The 15060-nt window shown below is 65.6% G+C and carries 11 protein-coding genes; 5 read left to right on the plus strand and 6 right to left on the minus strand.

Annotated features, from left to right (window positions below):
* Nucleotides 1-80 precede the first annotated feature (80 nt).
* On the minus strand, nt 81-2117 hold the full coding sequence (locus tag ACFWHB_RS11595; protein ID WP_395948431.1) for a glycoside hydrolase family 3 protein: 2037 nt from the start codon (nt 2115-2117) through the stop codon (nt 81-83).
* 231 nt (nt 2118-2348) lie between these two features.
* Between ACFWHB_RS11595 and ACFWHB_RS11600 the strand changes: the two genes are divergently transcribed.
* Nucleotides 2349-3359, plus strand: coding sequence for a helix-turn-helix transcriptional regulator (locus ACFWHB_RS11600; RefSeq protein ID WP_395948432.1), 1011 nt, complete (start codon nt 2349-2351; stop codon nt 3357-3359).
* On the opposite strand, the gene ACFWHB_RS11605 is transcribed toward ACFWHB_RS11600, so the two are convergent.
* Entirely contained in the window at nt 3339-4262 is a 924-nt protein-coding gene (locus tag ACFWHB_RS11605) for a LysR family transcriptional regulator (RefSeq protein WP_168235029.1), read from the minus strand. The genes ACFWHB_RS11600 and ACFWHB_RS11605 overlap by 21 nt on opposite strands.
* Nucleotides 4263-4386: 124 nt before the next feature.
* Here ACFWHB_RS11605 and ACFWHB_RS11610 point away from each other — a divergent pair, with 124 nt between their 5' ends.
* The gene (locus ACFWHB_RS11610; RefSeq protein WP_395948433.1) at nt 4387-5145 is read left to right on the plus strand and encodes an SDR family NAD(P)-dependent oxidoreductase; all 759 of its coding nucleotides are present in this window, start codon (nt 4387-4389) and stop codon (nt 5143-5145) included.
* Between the two features lie 112 nt (nt 5146-5257).
* On the opposite strand, the gene ACFWHB_RS11615 is transcribed toward ACFWHB_RS11610, so the two are convergent.
* Nucleotides 5258-6691, minus strand: coding sequence for a glycoside hydrolase family 1 protein (locus ACFWHB_RS11615; protein ID WP_395950199.1), 1434 nt, complete (start codon nt 6689-6691; stop codon nt 5258-5260).
* Between the two features lie 157 nt (nt 6692-6848).
* On the opposite strand from ACFWHB_RS11615, the gene ACFWHB_RS11620 reads away from it, so the two are divergent.
* Nucleotides 6849-7751: a LysR family transcriptional regulator gene (locus tag ACFWHB_RS11620; RefSeq protein WP_395948434.1), complete on the plus strand. Its 903-nt coding sequence runs from the start codon at nt 6849-6851 to the stop codon at nt 7749-7751.
* Between the two features lie 135 nt (nt 7752-7886).
* Nucleotides 7887-9461 carry a sensor domain-containing diguanylate cyclase gene (locus ACFWHB_RS11625; protein ID WP_395948435.1) on the plus strand — a complete coding sequence of 525 codons (1575 nt, stop codon included), beginning with the start codon at nt 7887-7889 and terminating at the stop codon, nt 9459-9461.
* Nucleotides 9462-9473: 12 nt separating this feature from the next.
* On the opposite strand, the gene ACFWHB_RS11630 is transcribed toward ACFWHB_RS11625, so the two are convergent.
* From ACFWHB_RS11630 to fdhD, 3 genes are all read right to left on the minus strand, one after another.
* On the minus strand, nt 9474-10598 hold the full coding sequence (locus tag ACFWHB_RS11630) for a hypothetical protein (RefSeq protein WP_240453172.1): 1125 nt from the start codon (nt 10596-10598) through the stop codon (nt 9474-9476).
* Nucleotides 10599-10858: 260 nt separating this feature from the next.
* A complete protein-coding gene (locus ACFWHB_RS11635; protein WP_395948436.1) occupies nt 10859-13156 on the minus strand; it encodes an FdhF/YdeP family oxidoreductase in 2298 nt (765 codons plus the stop codon).
* The gene (gene fdhD / locus ACFWHB_RS11640) at nt 13140-13925 is read right to left on the minus strand and encodes a formate dehydrogenase accessory sulfurtransferase FdhD (protein WP_025326854.1); all 786 of its coding nucleotides are present in this window, start codon (nt 13923-13925) and stop codon (nt 13140-13142) included. The genes ACFWHB_RS11635 and fdhD overlap by 17 nt, the downstream gene beginning before the upstream one ends.
* A 161-nt stretch (nt 13926-14086) precedes the next feature.
* On the opposite strand from fdhD, the gene ACFWHB_RS11645 reads away from it, so the two are divergent.
* Complete coding sequence (locus tag ACFWHB_RS11645; protein ID WP_395948437.1) at nt 14087-14965, plus strand: LysR family transcriptional regulator; 879 nt, start codon at nt 14087-14089, stop codon at nt 14963-14965.
* Nucleotides 14966-15060: the final 95 nt, after the last annotated feature.

The following is a 15060-nucleotide window of genomic DNA, read 5'->3' on the forward strand; positions in this document are numbered from 1 at the left end:
CGCCAAACCGGGATTGTCGATGGCGGCAATGGAAAAGGCGCCCGCAGGCGCCTTGGTGATCATGGATGTCGGGCTCGCCCTCAATAGGCCAGACCGGCACCATAGGGGTAGAGCGGGTTCGCGGAGTCCTTCGCCACGTCCGGGTGCTGGTTCTGCACCGCCTGCCAGCTGGAGGGCAGCTCGAAGGGCAGCTTGCCGCTGGCCTTGACCTTGCCGCTGATGACGTCGAACAGCGCCTGATCCAGGGCCCCGAAGTTGGCCAGCAACACCTGCGCCGCCGGTGCCACCTCGGTCAGGATGGCGGGCCTGTCCAGATAGACGGAGAGCACCATGGGCACCCCGGCCTGCGCGACGGCCTGGATGGCGGCGTACTCGTCCGCCCCGCGGTAAATCCCCTCGTGGGCCGTCTCCTGCACCACCTGATCTGCGCTGGCAAAGCCGAGCTGACCGAAGTGGATGCTGCCAAACGGGAAGCGGGGATCCTGCTCGCCCGGGGCATTGACCCGCACTATGGCGAGATCGGCCTGGGCCAGGTCCGTCACCACCGTATAGCCGTTGGCCGTGGCCACCTCGGCATTGACGTTATGCAGGTAGACCCGCTTGCCGTCCGCCTTGAGTGGCAACAGGGCACCCTCGTTTTTCAGCAACACATGGGACGCCGCCTGGGCGGCCTGGGCGGCCTGCTGGAACTCGGCCTTGCCCACCAGGGCCACCGCGGCCTGAGTATCCACATAGGGGTTTTCGAACAGCCCCAGGGCGAACTTCTGCGCCAGGATGCGCTCGGCCGAGGTGGTGATCGCCGCCTCGGTTACCAGGCCGCTCTGCACCGCCGCCAGCAGGGGGGCGGGATCTTCCACGCCGCCAAACTGATCCACCCCGGCGTCGATGGCCTTGGCGTAGCGCTCGGCCTTGGTGAGCTTCTCCACCCCCCAGGACATGCCAAAGGGCACAGTCCAGGGGCTGACCCCCGCCGTCACCTCATCCTGGGTCAGCCCCTGCTCGCAGCGGGCGTTGCAGTCGTTGACTATGCCCCAGTCGCTCAGCACCACGCCGTCGAACTTGAAGTGGCCCCGCAGCAAGTCGGTGAGGATCTGGCGGTTGAAGCCAAAGCCCACCTCCTCGATGGCCTGACCTTCATGGGTCAGCCCCTCGGGCAGGGCGTAATAGGGCATCACGGCCCCCACCTTGGCCTCGAAGGCCCCCTCGAAGGGCACCAGGTGATAGGCGAACTGGCCGCCGGGATAGACCTGCTCCTTGCCCCAGGGGTTGTGGGCATCCAGGCCATCTTTCTGGGGGCCGGCCCCGGCGAAGTGCTTGACCACTGTGACCACGCTCTCCTTGCCTATGCCGTCGCTCCCCTGCTGGAAGCCCTCTATGTAGGCCTTGACCAGGGATTTGGCGAGCAGGTTGTCTTCACCGAAGGTGCCGTTGATGCGGCCCCAGCGCGGCTCGGTCGCGAGATCCGCCTGGGGGGAGAGGGCCTCGTGAATGCCGACGGCTCTGTACTCCTGGCGAGCGATGTCGCCAAAGCGTTGCACCAGGGCGGCATCGCCGATGGCGGCGAGCCCCAGGGTCTCGGGCCACTGGGAGAAGGCCCCGGCGCCTATGCTGGTGGCGTTGGGATCATGGGTGAAGTGGTTGCGGGGATCCGTGCTCACCGTCATGGGGATGCCGAGCCCCACCCCTTCCAGCAGGGCCTGCAGCCGGTTGTTGTCGTCGGCGATGGCCGCCGGATCCCCCGCCATGCGGGTGATGAAGGTATTGACGCCATCCTCGCGCAGCATCTTGTCCATGGCGGTGAGGTTGACCCGCCCGTCTGCGTCCAGCACCAGGGTGCCGTGCATCATCAGGCCCGCCTTCTGGGCCAGGGAGAGCCTGCCCACCAGATCCCGGGCCCGCTCGTCGGCGCCAAGGCGCCAGTCTTCATAGGGGGTCAGGGCGCCGCTGCCATCGAGATCCTTGAATTGCAGGCCATCCTGCTCGATCAGGCTGACGGTGCGATGCCCCAGGGTGGGCTGCTCCGGCTTGGGGCTGGAGTCGTTGCCATTGCACCCTGCCAGCAGCAGGACGCCCATGCTCAGGGTGAGGCGGGTCAGAGCGAAGGGGGGATATGTCATTATTGTTATCTTCCATGTGTGTGTAGGAGTGGCCACTCTATGCAAAATCGGCCCGCCTCACTTGCCCTGCGGGTGCAGGGAATTGCCGGTTGGGAGCACGTTCGAAAAGTGTGAAAAGGGTTGCAGGGTTACCCTTGGTTACATTTCTGAAACATGAAGCCGAACCTGGCTCACGGCAATTCATGGCCATTGGCGGATGATGGTGGGCCACCGCCGACAAGGATTTTCGCCGTGAAGACAGTCTCCAACCGGATAGCCCTGCACTGCCTCAACCACTGGCAGAGACAGGGACGGGATCCGGCCCAGCTCCTGCAAGGTGCCGGTATTGCCAGAGAAGAGCTGCTGCTCCCCCAGGGACGGATCGACGCCCAGCGCCACTTCCGGCTGCTGACCCAGGTCGCCCCCCATGTGGACATGGCCCACAAGTGGTCGCCCCCCTCGCTCTCGGGGCTCTTCGCCGACTACCTGCCGCTGGCGAGCCTCTGCTGCAACGCCGCCACCCTGCGCCAGGCCCTGCACTTCTTCCTCGCCTACCGCCCCCTCATCGGCGAGTGCGATCGGATACTGCTGCGGGAAGAAGAGGGGCAGGCCAGGCTCAGTTACCATTCGGAGTCCGATCACCCGGACGTGATCGCCATGAGCAGCCTGGCCAACCTCGGTCACATCTATGCCCTGCTGCAGTTCTACCACCCAGGCCAGGGCCGACTGGTGCTGCCCACCCCGGTGCGGCCCAGGCTGTGGCGCGAGCTGGGGGCCTGGCTGGGGGATCGGCTGCAACGGGGAGAAGGCTTTGAGCTGCGCTTCCCCGCGGCCTTGCTCGATCTCGCCCACGGGGGCTGCAACAGCCCCCTGCAACCCTTGCTGCTGGGGGAGCTCGACGGCCAGATGCGGCAGTTGCGCCCGAGCAGCCACTACAGGGAGCGGGTGCTCGGGCTCATCCGCCAGCGGCTCTGGCAGGAGAGCGTCGACTCCCCCACCCTGCTGGCGGGGATCTGCGAGGCCCTCAGGCTGACCCGCTGGACCCTCAACCGCCACCTGCGCGAGGAGGGGTGCCACTTCTCAGGATTGCTGGAGCAGGTCAGAAGGGAGGAGGCCTGCCGCCTGCTGCAGGATCCCGGCCTGCAGCTGCAGGAGGTGGGCGGGCGCCTCGGATTTGCCAGCCAGAGCAGCTTCAGCCGCTTCTTCAAGGAGGCGTTCGCCCTCTCCCCCAGCGAATACCGCTCAAGGCGCAGCCGGCTCTGACTCCCCGGCCAAGGCCCCGGCGAGCAGGTCCGCCAGCCAGTGGATGAAGAGCTGGACCCTGGGCGCCAGCTGGCGGCGATGGGCATAGAGGGCGTGGATGGGGAGCGGCGGCGCCTGCCACCGGGGCAGCAGGCTTATCAGCTCGCCGCGCCCGAGCAGCCCCTCCACCCCTACCCTCGGCATCTGTATGATGCCAAGCCCCGCCAGCGCCGCCGCCAGGTAGGTCTCGCTGTCGTTGACCATCAGGGCCCCCGCCATCGGCAAGAGGGCGCGGCTGCCATCCGCTTGCTGGTACTCGAAGCCCGGCTCGCTGCGTCCCTGTCCGGAGCCGTAATGGACCAGCCGGTGCCCGGCCAGATCCGCCAGGGTCTGCGGCACCCCGTAACGGGCCAGATAGGCGGCGCTGGCACAGTTGATCTGGCGATAGTGACCCAAGGGGCGCGCCACCAGGCTGGAGGGCTCCAGCGCCCCGACCCGCACCACGCAGTCGAAGCCGTCGCGCACCAGATCCACCCGCCTGTCCGTACTGCTCAGCATCAGCTGCAAGTCGGGGTGCTGGGCCAGGAAGGCGGGCAGCGCCGGTATCACCAGATGGCGGGCCATCCGGCTCGGCATGTCTACCCGCAACTGCCCCGAGATCTGGCCCCCCTGGCGAAACAGGCCGTCAAACTCCTCCATGTCCGCCAGCAGATCCCGGCACCTGGCGTAGCAGAGCTGGCCATCCGTGGTCAGTTGCACCCGTCTCGTGGTACGCAGCAGGAGCCGGGTGCCCATGCGCTCCTCCAGCCGGCGGATGGCGGCGGAGAGGGTCGCCTTGGGGATGCCCAGTTGCTCGGCGCAGCGGGTAAAGCTCTCGAGTTCGGCGACCCGCACGAACAACCTCATCGCATCCAGTTGATCCATGACCTGATTGTCTCTTCAAACGGAACAGTGATTTCATTATCACGCTATTTATCCGGCAATAAAGGAACAATACAGTGATCCGGTCGGCTCGCACCGAGCCCTTGCCACCCACAGGAGTCACACCATGACCAGACCCATAGCCCTCATCACAGGCGCCAGCCGTGGCCTTGGCAAACACAGCGCCCTCGCCCTCGCGGCCAAGGGGGTGGATCTCATCATCACCTACCGCAGCCAGGCCGACGAGGCGGCCACCGTGGTGGCCGAGGCCAGGGCGCTCGGGGTCCAGGCCCATGCCCTGGCGCTGGATGTGGGGGTGAGCGCCTCCTTTGTCGCCTTCGCAGAGGAGGTGAAACAGCTGCTCGCCCGGGAGTGGCAACGCCCGCAGTTCGACTACCTGGTCAACAACGCCGGCATCGGCATTCATGCCAGCTTCGAGCAGACCACGGAGGAGCAGTTCGATACCCTGCTCAACATCCACTTCAAGGGGACCTTCTTCCTGACCCAGAGGCTGCTGCCGCTTATCCGTGATGGCGGGCGCATCATCAACCTCTCCACCGGCCTGACCCGCTTCGCCATGCCGGGTTACGCCGCCTACGCCGCCATGAAGGGGGGCGTGGAAGTGCTGACCCACTATCTGGCCAAGGAGCTGGGCCCCCGCGGCATCGCCGTCAACGTGGTGGCCCCGGGTGCCATCGAGACCGACTTTGGCGGCGGCGTGGTGCGCGACGACAAGGGGGTCAACGCCTTCCTCGCGAGCCAGACGGCGCTGGGGAGAGTCGGCCAGCCCGACGACATCGGCGGTGTCATCGCCGCCCTGCTCTCCGATGACAACCGCTGGATCACCGCCCAGCGCATCGAGGCCTCGGGGGGCATGTTTATCTAGGCAGGGATGGGCGCCCAAGGGTTGCACGCCACCATGAAAAACCACGAAAAAGGCCCCCGAGGGGGCCTTTGTATTGGGGCGGCACCATGCGCCCGCGCCTTAAGTCAACGCTTTACAGCGTCTTGCCACCGGAGGCGATCACCTGGCTGTACCAGTGGAAGCTCTCCTTCTTGATGCGGCGCAAGGATCCCCCCTGCTCGTCGCGCTCCACATAGACGAAGCCGTAGCGCTTCTGGTAGCCGTTGAGCCAGCTCAGTATGTCGGTGAAGGACCAGGCGCAGTAGCCGATGAGCTCGACCCCGTCCTGCATCGCCTCCTGACAGGCTTTCAGGTGGCTGTGCAGATAGGCGATGCGGTAGTCATCCTGCACCCGGCCGTCTGCGGTCAGCTTGTCGAACTCGCCGAGGCCGTTCTCGGTGATCATCAGCGGCAGGCCGTAGCGGGACGAGAGGCGGCGCAGGGCGATGCGCATCCCGGTGGGATCTATGGCCCAGTCCCAGTTGCTGGTCTCCAGGTGCGGGTTGGGGGCGGTCTTGTAGAGACCGGGGACACCGCTCGATGGCGTTGTGCCCTTCTGCCCCGTGGTGTTGATGCGCTGCATGGTCTGACCGCCGAGGGGATTGTCGGTGAAGGTCAGGGTGTAGTAGTAGTTGACGCCTATGTAGTCGGGGGTGCCTTCGCGCAGCAGCTCGAGATCCCCCGGCAGTATCTCGGGGGCCTCGCCGGTTTCTCTCAGGTAGGCGAGCGCCGCCTGGGGGTAGCGACCGAAGCAGTAGGCATCCAGCCACCAGAGGTTGGTGAACTCCTCGGCATTCTCGAACGCCAGCATGTCGCTCGGGGCGCAGGAGGCCGGATAGGCCGGGGAATAGGCGAAGCTCGGGCCTATGAGGCCGTTTGGCACATGCTGACGGAACGCCTTGATGACACGGGCGTTGGCCAGAAAGGCGATGTGGTTGGCGGCGAAGAAGCGCTTCCTGTCCTGCACCGCGGGGGGATGGGTGCCGAGCTGGTAGGCGTTGGTCAGGTTGTAGTTCTGCTCGTTGAGGGAGACCCAGTACTTCACCTTGCCGGCGAAGCGCTGATAGAGGGTGACGCAGTAGTGCTCGAAGTCCTCGATGATGCGCCTGTCTTCCCAGCCGCCGTATTCGTCCTGCAGGGCCTGGGGCAGGTCCCAGTGGTAGAGGGTCAGCACAGGCTCGATGCCGTGGGCCAGCAGGGCGTCGATGAGCCGCTCGTAGAAGGCGAGCCCCGCCTCGTTCACCTCACCGCGCCCGCTTGGGAAGATGCGCGGCCAGCTCACCGAGAAGCGATAGGCCTTGAGCCCCATCTCGGCCATCAGCGCCACGTCCTCTTCCACCCTGTGGTAGTGATCCACCGCCACGTCCCCGTTGCTGCCCTCGAAGGTCTTGCCCGGCAACTTGGTGAAGAGATCCCACACCGAGGGGCCCTTGCCGTCTTCGTTCCAGGCCCCTTCCACCTGGTAGGCGGCAGAGGCGGCCCCCCAGAGGAAATCCGCGGGGAAGTCGTTGAACTTGGGATGGTGCATCTGGCTTGTCTCCTGCTGCTTGAGGATGGTGCCGCCTCTCCCCTTGGGGCATGGGCGGGGGTCAAAACGAATTGGCATCAGCATCGAACAGTTCTAGAATTCCGTCCAATGACAATTTTTGCCATTCAATATTCCAAGCAGGAATGAAGGAGTCGTGATGGAGTTGCGGGATCTGAAGGCCTTTGTCACCCTGGGGGAGGTCTTGCACTTCGGCCAGGCGGCGGCGCGCCAGCACATCACCCAGTCGGCCCTGAGCAAGCAGATACGGCGGCTGGAGGGGGAATTTGGCGGCGAGCTGTTCGAGCGCAACGCCAGCAGCACCCGGCTCACCCCCCTCGGGCGCGCCCTCTACGGGGATGCCTGCGCCCTGGTGGCCCAAAGCGAGCAGCTCGGTCGCACCGCCCGCGACGTGCTGGCGGGCAACGGGGGCACCCTGCGCATCGGCTTCGGGGTCGCCACCAAGCTGCTGGTGCCCGCGGCCATCGCCCGTTTTCGGGCCAGCCGCCCCGGGGTCGGCATAGAGCTCAACGATCTCTCCACCCATCACCAGTTGCTGGCGCTCAGTGAAGGCAAACTGGATCTCGGCTTCTGCCGCCTGCCCGCCCCCAAGGGCTGGCAGGTGCTGCCCGTGGTGCGCGCCCATTTCGTCGCCGTGCTGCCCGCCGGCTACCAGGGGGTGACGGGGCTCTCGGATCTGCTGGACAAGCCGCTCGCCATCTTGCGCCGGGACAAGGCCCCCTCCTTCCACGATCAGTTCGTGCACTACCTGGCCCAGAGCGGGCTGCGCTTTGGGGATATCCAGTACGTCAACGACTTCGCCGCCGGCATCGCCACCGCGGCGGCGGGCATCGCCTGGACCCTGGTACCCTCCTCCACCACCATAGAGCACCCGGATGTCATCACCCTGCCTCTGGCGGAGGCCGAGGCGAGCTGGATCATAGGGCTCATTCGCCCGCCGGGAGGGGATAACCCCCTCATCACCCCCTTCTGGCAGACGGTGGCCGAGCTCGGTGATCCCGCCCTCACCGCCCTGGGTGATCAGGGCAGTGCAGGAACATGACGCGGCCATGGCTGTCATTCACGACACGGCATCGTTCGAGAACCACATTAACGGTAGCTTTTGCGCAGCCAGCCCCCGTAAAATTGCACCATGGCTCCGGCGCCCGGCGCCAACCGACAAGGACTCGTTTCTCCAATGCTATCTCACTGGCTGCTGAGGTTTGATCTCCATCGCCTCATCCTGGCCCTGGCCGTGCTCGGCGTGCTGGCCACCTTCGGCAACAGCTTCTACGCCATCCATCAGGCACAGCGACAGCTGCTGATCGACAGTACCCTGGAGGCCAACCGTGTCTATGCCACCAAGCTGGCCGCCTCCGCCGAGGCCATGCTGAATGCGGCCCAGGGGCAGCTTGCCTACAGCGCCACCCTGCTGGCGCCGCTGCTGCAGGCCAGCGACATCGCGGGGCTGGAGCAGGAGGTGACCCAGCTGCGCGAGCGCACCAACACCTTCAACTCGGTGGCCGTCGTGAACACCGAGTCCACCATAGTCGCCGTCTCCCCCGAGACCCTGAAGGTGAAGGGGGCCAAGCTCAGCTCCCGCAGCGCCCGCCAGACCCTCGCCAACCAGCAGCCGACCATCTCGGACCCCCTTATATCCCTTTCGGGCAACTACCTCATCAGCCTCTCCTACCCTGTGTTCTCGACGGACAGGCGCTACCTCGGCTATGTCGCCGGGACCATCTACCTGGAATCCGCCAGCGTGCTCTCCAGCCTGCTGGGCCAGCACTACTACCAGGATGGCTCCTACCTCTACGTAGTCGACCGGCAGAAGACGCTGATCTACCACCCCAACCCCAAGCGCATCGGCCAGAAGATAGGTGACAATGTGGTGGTGGACGAGGTGTTGCAGGGGCGGCAGGGGGCGCAAGCCGTGCTCAACTCCCGGGGAACCGAGATGCTGGCGGGCTTCGCCCCCGTGGCCGGTGCGGGCTGGGGAGTGGTGGCCCAGCGCCCCCGCAGCGCCACCCTGGCCGGGCTGGATGAGCAGATGCTCGACATATTGAAGGGGATGATCCCGGTTACCCTCTTCATCCTCTTCGTCATCTGGCTCTCGGCCACCATCATCTCGCGCCCCCTGCGGCAGCTGGCCAACAGGGCCAGGCTGATGGATCAGCAGGAGGCGGCCTCCAACATCTCCAGCATCCGCGCCTGGTACTTCGAGGCGGCCCAGCTCAAGCAGGCCATCCTCAAGGGGCTGGGGCTGCTCAACACCAAGATTAACCAGCTGCACACCGACAGCCACACAGACCCCATGACGGGCCTCTTCAACCGGCGGGCCATGCAGCAGATGCTGGACGACTATCAGGCGCAGTCCCGGCCGCTGGCGGTCATCGCCCTGGATATCGATCACTTCAAGGCCATCAACGACCACTTCGGCCACGACGTCGGGGACGCCGTCATCGTCGCCCTGGCAACCCTGATGCAGCGGGATCTGCGCGCCGATGCCGCCCTGTGTCGCAGCGGCGGCGAGGAGTTCCTGCTGCTGCTGCCCGGGGTCTCCCTGGTGCAGGCGCAGCGGATCGCCGAGCGGCTGCGGCAGACGGTGGCGAACCACGAGATGGAGCAGGCCGGGTGCATCACCATCTCCCTCGGGGTCGCCCACTGGCCAGGGGATGCCAGCGATCTCGGTACCGTGCTCAAGCAGGCGGACAAGGCGCTCTATCAGGCCAAGCACAGGGGCCGCAACTGCGTGGTGGTGGCCGGCGCCTGAGGCCCCCCAGCGTCAGAAGCTGTAGCCCATCTTGAGGTAGATGCCCGCGTTGTCGTCCTTGCCCATCGCATACTCGAGGTTGGCGACTATGCCCGCCTCCGGCTTGAGCAGGTACTGGACGCCCGCCCCCCAGGCGGGATAGATGTTGTCGCTGTCGCCACAGTCGAGGGACTCCCCGTTCACGGCGTCGCCGTAGAGGCAGGCCACCCCGGCGAAGGCGGTGAGGGTCCAGCGTTCGGCGAGCTGGTAGCGCTCCTCGACCTCCACCGCCGACATGTGCTGGCCCAGGTACTCCCCCGGGGTGTAGCCACGCAGGTAGATGGGGGAATAGGAGCCGCTTGGCGCGTTGTGGGAGAACTGGTTGCGATTGCGCCAGGCGAGCACATTGCCATCCCCGTGACTCCAGTAGCCCCGATAGTCGACCCGATAGATGTCAAAGTCCCCCTCTCCCCCCAGCCCTTCCCGGTAGGCCAGGTTGTTGACGTTCAAATACCAGCCCCTGGTCGCGCTGAAGTCGCTGTCCCGGGAGTCGTGCTGCACCACCAGCCCGAGCCCCCCCGAGGTGAACCCCTCCAGCCCCAGCTCGTCCAGGATCTGATCCGACTCCAGATCCTGCCCCTGCACCTCGTAGTTGGAGTAGGCCGCCATGCCGCCGACGAACCAGTCCCCCTCCACCCGATAGAGGTAGCGCAGGAAGGCGGAGCGGAAGTTGTCGTTGGTCTCGAGGGCGCGGCCGGTGCCGAGGTAATCCTGGTAGCTGTTGTTGATGTCGCCGAGGATGACGCCACCGACGATGCGGTGGTGATCCGCCCCGAACGACGTCTTGGCGAAGGCGCTGGTGATGAGAGACGCCGAGGTGGTGTACTTGCCGGACAGGGTGAACAGGGACGGGCGCGAGCCCTCATCGAACTGGTGCAGGTAACCCACCATCAGGCCCGCCGCCGTGTCCAGCTTGGGGCTGGAGCTCAGCAGGGGCACGAACAACCAGGGGGAACGCTCGCCCTCCTTGGCCGCCTTTGCCTTTCGCTCGTCACCGCGCGTCTGCGCTTCTTCCTTGGCGGGATCCGCCGCCATTGCGGGGCTGGCCGCCAGGATAAAGGCCAGGCTGGCCATCAGGGGGGAGATTGCATTGCGCATGTGTGGGTTCCGCACAGGATCGCGCACGGCAAACCGGCGGCGCTGGGCCACCCTGCTCGGCAGGCACGTCGGGGTTCAGGTTGCCGGCCGCCTTGCATCAGGGGCCGGAAGAGGGCCGCAGCATAGCGGCATCCCCCGACCTCGACCACAGCAAGATGGTGCGCCATACAATCGCCGTACAGCTTCGGCAAACGAGAGGGCCGGGCGAATTGCGGGCATGAAAAAACCCCTGCCTGGGCAGGGGTTCGGAGCGCGGACGCTTACAGATTGACGGCGAGGCTGGCGGCCTGTGCCTGGCTTGGGGTCACCAGCACGGGCACCGACTTGGAGGTCGGGGTGAAGGAGCCCTCCCCTATGCTCTCTATGGCCACCAGGGGGTTGGTCTCAGGATAGTAGGCGGCGATGTTGCCCCTGGGGATCTCGTAGAAGATGACGCTAAAGCCGCGCACCACCCGCTCGCGCCCGTCGTTGCAGATGGCGGTCATGTCCACCTGCTGCTCCTCGGCCAGCCCCAGCCTGCGGGCATCCTCCTCGTTCATGAAGACCACGTTGCGCCGCCCCTTGATGCCGCGGTAGCGATCGTCCATGCCGTAGATGGTGGTGTTGTACTGATCGTGGGAGCGCAGGCTCTGGAGCAGCAGCACGGGCTCGCCCACCATCTGTTCGGCGTGGCTGGTGCACTCGGGCAGTATGGAGTCCGGCAAGCGGCTCGCCCGAAATTCGGCGCGCCCGCTTGAGGTGTTCCAGCGCAGCAGGGCGGCGCCGTTCTCCAGGTGGAAGCCGCTGGGCTCCTCGATGCGGCGGTTGAAGTCGTCAAAGCCGGCTATGGTCTCGGCGATGAGGTCGCGCAGCAGGGCGTAGTCGTCCCGCAGGGCCAGCCAGTCCACCCGCTCGCTGCCGAGCGTCGCCTCGGCCATGCGCGCGACTATGTCGATCTCCGAGAGACAAAGCGGCGAGACCGGCTCGTTCATGCCGGTGGAGGCGTGCACCATGCTGAAGGTATCTTCCACTGTGATCTTCTGGACGCCGCTACGCTGCAGATCGAGCTCGGTGCGGCCGAGGCAGGGCAGGATCAGGGCATCCTTGGATACCATGAGATGGCTGCGGTTGAGCTTGGTGCTGATCTGCACGTTGAGCTCGCTCTTGCACATCGCCTCATAGGTGAAGTCGGTGTCAGGCGCTGCGGCCGCCAGGTTGCCCCCAAGGCAGACGAGCACCTTGCTCTTGCCGCCGTGCAGGGCCTTGAGCGCCTCGTAGACGTTGTGCCCCGGCGTGCGCTTGAGGCCAACCGGGAAGCGCCGCTCCAGACGGTCGATAAAGGCGGCATTGGGTTTCTCGTTGATCCCCATGGTGCGGTTGCCCTGCACGTTGCTGTGACCGCGCACCGGGCAGAGCCCGGCCCCCGGCTTGCCAATCTGGCCGCACATCAGGTGCAGGTTGACGATTTCGCGAATGGTGTCGACCGAGTGCTTGTGCTGGGTGATCCCCATGGCCCAGCAGCTGATCACGCTCTCGCTCTGGGCGAAGATCCTGGCCGCCTGAACGATCGCCTCGCGATCTAGCCCGGATTGCGCCTCTATCTGCTCCCAACCGGTGGCCTTCACCTTGGCAAGATACTCGTCAAAGTGTGCCGTGTGCTGCTCGATGAAGGCGAGATCGATGCGGCCCCCCTCCTCTTCCAGGATGTATTTCGCCATGCCGCGAATCGCCGCCATGTCGCCGCCGAGTTTCGGCGTGAGGTACTGGTGGCTGATGCGGGTAGCCGCCGGGGTCAGCAGCTCCGCCGGGCTCTGGGGGCTGGCGAAGCGCTCGAGGGCCACCTCTTTCAAGTTGTTGAAGGTGACTATCTGGCAACCCTGGCGCGCCGCCTTGCGCAGGGCATTCATCATGCGCGGGTGGTTGGTGCCCGGGTTCTGGCCAAAGACGAAGATGGCCTTGGCGGCGTCGAAGTCATCGAGCACCACAGTGCCCTTGCCCACCCCCACGGACTGGATGAGCCCCACCCCGCTCGCCTCGTGGCACATGTTGGAGCAGTCGGGGAAGTTGTTGGTGCCATAGAGGCGGCCGAACAGCTGATAGAGGTAGGAGGCCTCGTTGCTGGCGCGGCCCGAGGTGTAGAACTCCACCTCGTCGGGGCTGGCCAGGCTCTTGAGCTTGTCGGCGATGAGGGCAAAGGCCTGGTCCCAGCTTATCGGCTCGTAGTGATCCGTGGCCGGGTTGTAGCGCAGGGGCTCCGTAAGTCGCCCCTGGTATTCGAGCCAGTAGTCGCTCTGGGCAGAGAGGCGGCGCACCGAATGCTCGGCAAAGAAGGCGGCCCCCACCGTCTTGCCGGTGGACTCCCAGGCCACCGCCTTGGCGCCGTTCTCGCAAAACTGGAAGGCCCCCTGCTTGTTGTCACCCCAGGCGCAGCCCGGGCAGTCGAAGCCGTCGGTCTGGTTGACCCGCAGCAGGTTCTTGATGTTCTGCCGGGTCTTCTGGCTGCGCAGCACCTGCTTGAAGGTGGACTGCAGGGAGGAAAAGCCGCCGGCCTTGGCCGGTTTCTCAATATGACTGGACATGGGAGTCTCCGAACTGATCCTGGGCGCGGGGGCTGGCATAGCAGACCGGGGCATCGGATCTGGGCACATGAATGAGGGTCAGGTTGTATTTCAGGGCCAGTCGCACCGCGAGCTGGCTGGGAGAAGCAAGGCTGATGAGGTGGGCGGCGCCAAATTGCACCGCCTTGTGAATGAGTTCGCTGCCGCAGCGGCTGGTGATGACCAGGGTGTGGGCCTGCACGGGCTGGCGCAGCTGCATGCCGATGAGCTTGTCCAGGGCATTGTGGCGGCCTATGTCTTCCCGGCAGGCCAGGATCTCGCCGCGATCATCCAGGGCCAGGGCGGCATGGAGGGCGCCGCTCTGGCGGGCCTTGCTCTGCCAGGGGGCGATGCGATCACGCAAGTCCCGCAGACGCGCGGTATCCAAGGGGGCGCCCGGGGTCAGCGGGGTCAACTCGGGCAGCGCATGCTCTATGGCCTCCACCCCGCAGATGCCGCAGCCGCTCGCCCCGGCCAGGCGACGCTTGCGCTGGCCCAGCGCAGCCAGGCAGCGGTTGGCTATGGTGATGTCGAGCACGACGCCGTGTTCCGAAGGGGTGCTCTGGATGTCGTGCACATCGTGATTGCCCCCTATGATGCCCTCGCCAAACAGGAAGCCGATGGCGAAGTCGTCGAGATCATCCGGGGTGGCCATCATGACGGCGTGGTTGATGCCATTGATGTTGACGGACACGGCCACCTCTTCCACCAGCTCATCCAGCCTGGGCAACCGTGAATTGAATGGGATCATGCGAGACGCTTATAACGTGTATTCGGGCCTCAAGTTTAGATAAGTCGCTCCCCCAAAACCAATGAAACAAATCTATTCACCGATAGAAAACCTCTATTGCCATGTCGATGTCGATTGATTAACTTTGTCAGCCATCCTCCACGCCAGACGCTTCCTCTTCGATGAACATCAAGCAGTTGCACTATTTCTACGAGCTGGCCCAGCACCGCCACTTCGCCAAGGCGGCCAAGGCCTGCTTCATCACCCAGCCGACCCTGTCCGCCAGCATCACGGCGTTGGAAAAATCCCTGGGCACCGAGCTGGTGGTGCGCAACAGCCAGTTCGTGGCGCTGACCCAGGCGGGGGAAGTGGTGCTGCGCCACGCCGAGCGCATGCTGCTGGAGCAGGACGCCATGCGCCAGGAGCTGAGCCTGTTTGGCGGCGCGCTCTCGGGGGTCCTGCGCATCGGCATGGTGCCCCAGTCGAGCATCGACATCATGCCGCTGCTCAAGCGTTTCAACGACGCCTTCCCCAAGGTCAGCCTGCGCCTGTCGGTGATGACCCACGCCACCCTGCTCGAGCAGCTGGATCTGCACCAGACCGACATCGGCCTTGGCTTTGACGAGCTGCTCACCGAGCATCAGCGCCGCGCCCTCGACGTCCAGTTGCGCCACCCCAACCCCATGGCGCTGCTGGGGCCCCTGCCCCCGCACCTCTCCCCGATCCAGCCCCTGAGGCTGGCGGACTTGCAGGATCTCCCCCTGATACTGCCGAGCGCCACCATGCAGTTTCGTCGCTATTTCGACGAGGCCGCCGCCCGCCAGCAGCTCAGCCTGCGGGTGGTGCTGGAGACAGACTCCCTGTTCCACCTGGCCAACGGGGTGAGCCACGGCCTCGGCTGCGCCGTGGTCAGCGCCGGCATCGCCGCCACCGCCCATCAGCTCTTCAAGCTGCCCTGCCACTCCTTGAGCGATGCGAGCGCCGGCACCATCGCCTTCATCACCCGCAAGCACAGCGTCACCCCGGCCATGAAGGCCTTTCTCGGCCTGCTGAAGGAGTGAGTCACCCCGCAGGGCTACGAGGCTCAACGCGAGTACAGCCCGCCTGCTCCGGCAAGCCTGCGCTGACCAAGAAAAAACGCCCTCAGGGGCGTTTT

It is taken from the genome of Aeromonas mytilicola subsp. aquatica (assembly GCF_044336385.1).
GTDB lineage: Bacteria > Pseudomonadota > Gammaproteobacteria > Enterobacterales > Aeromonadaceae > Aeromonas > Aeromonas rivipollensis.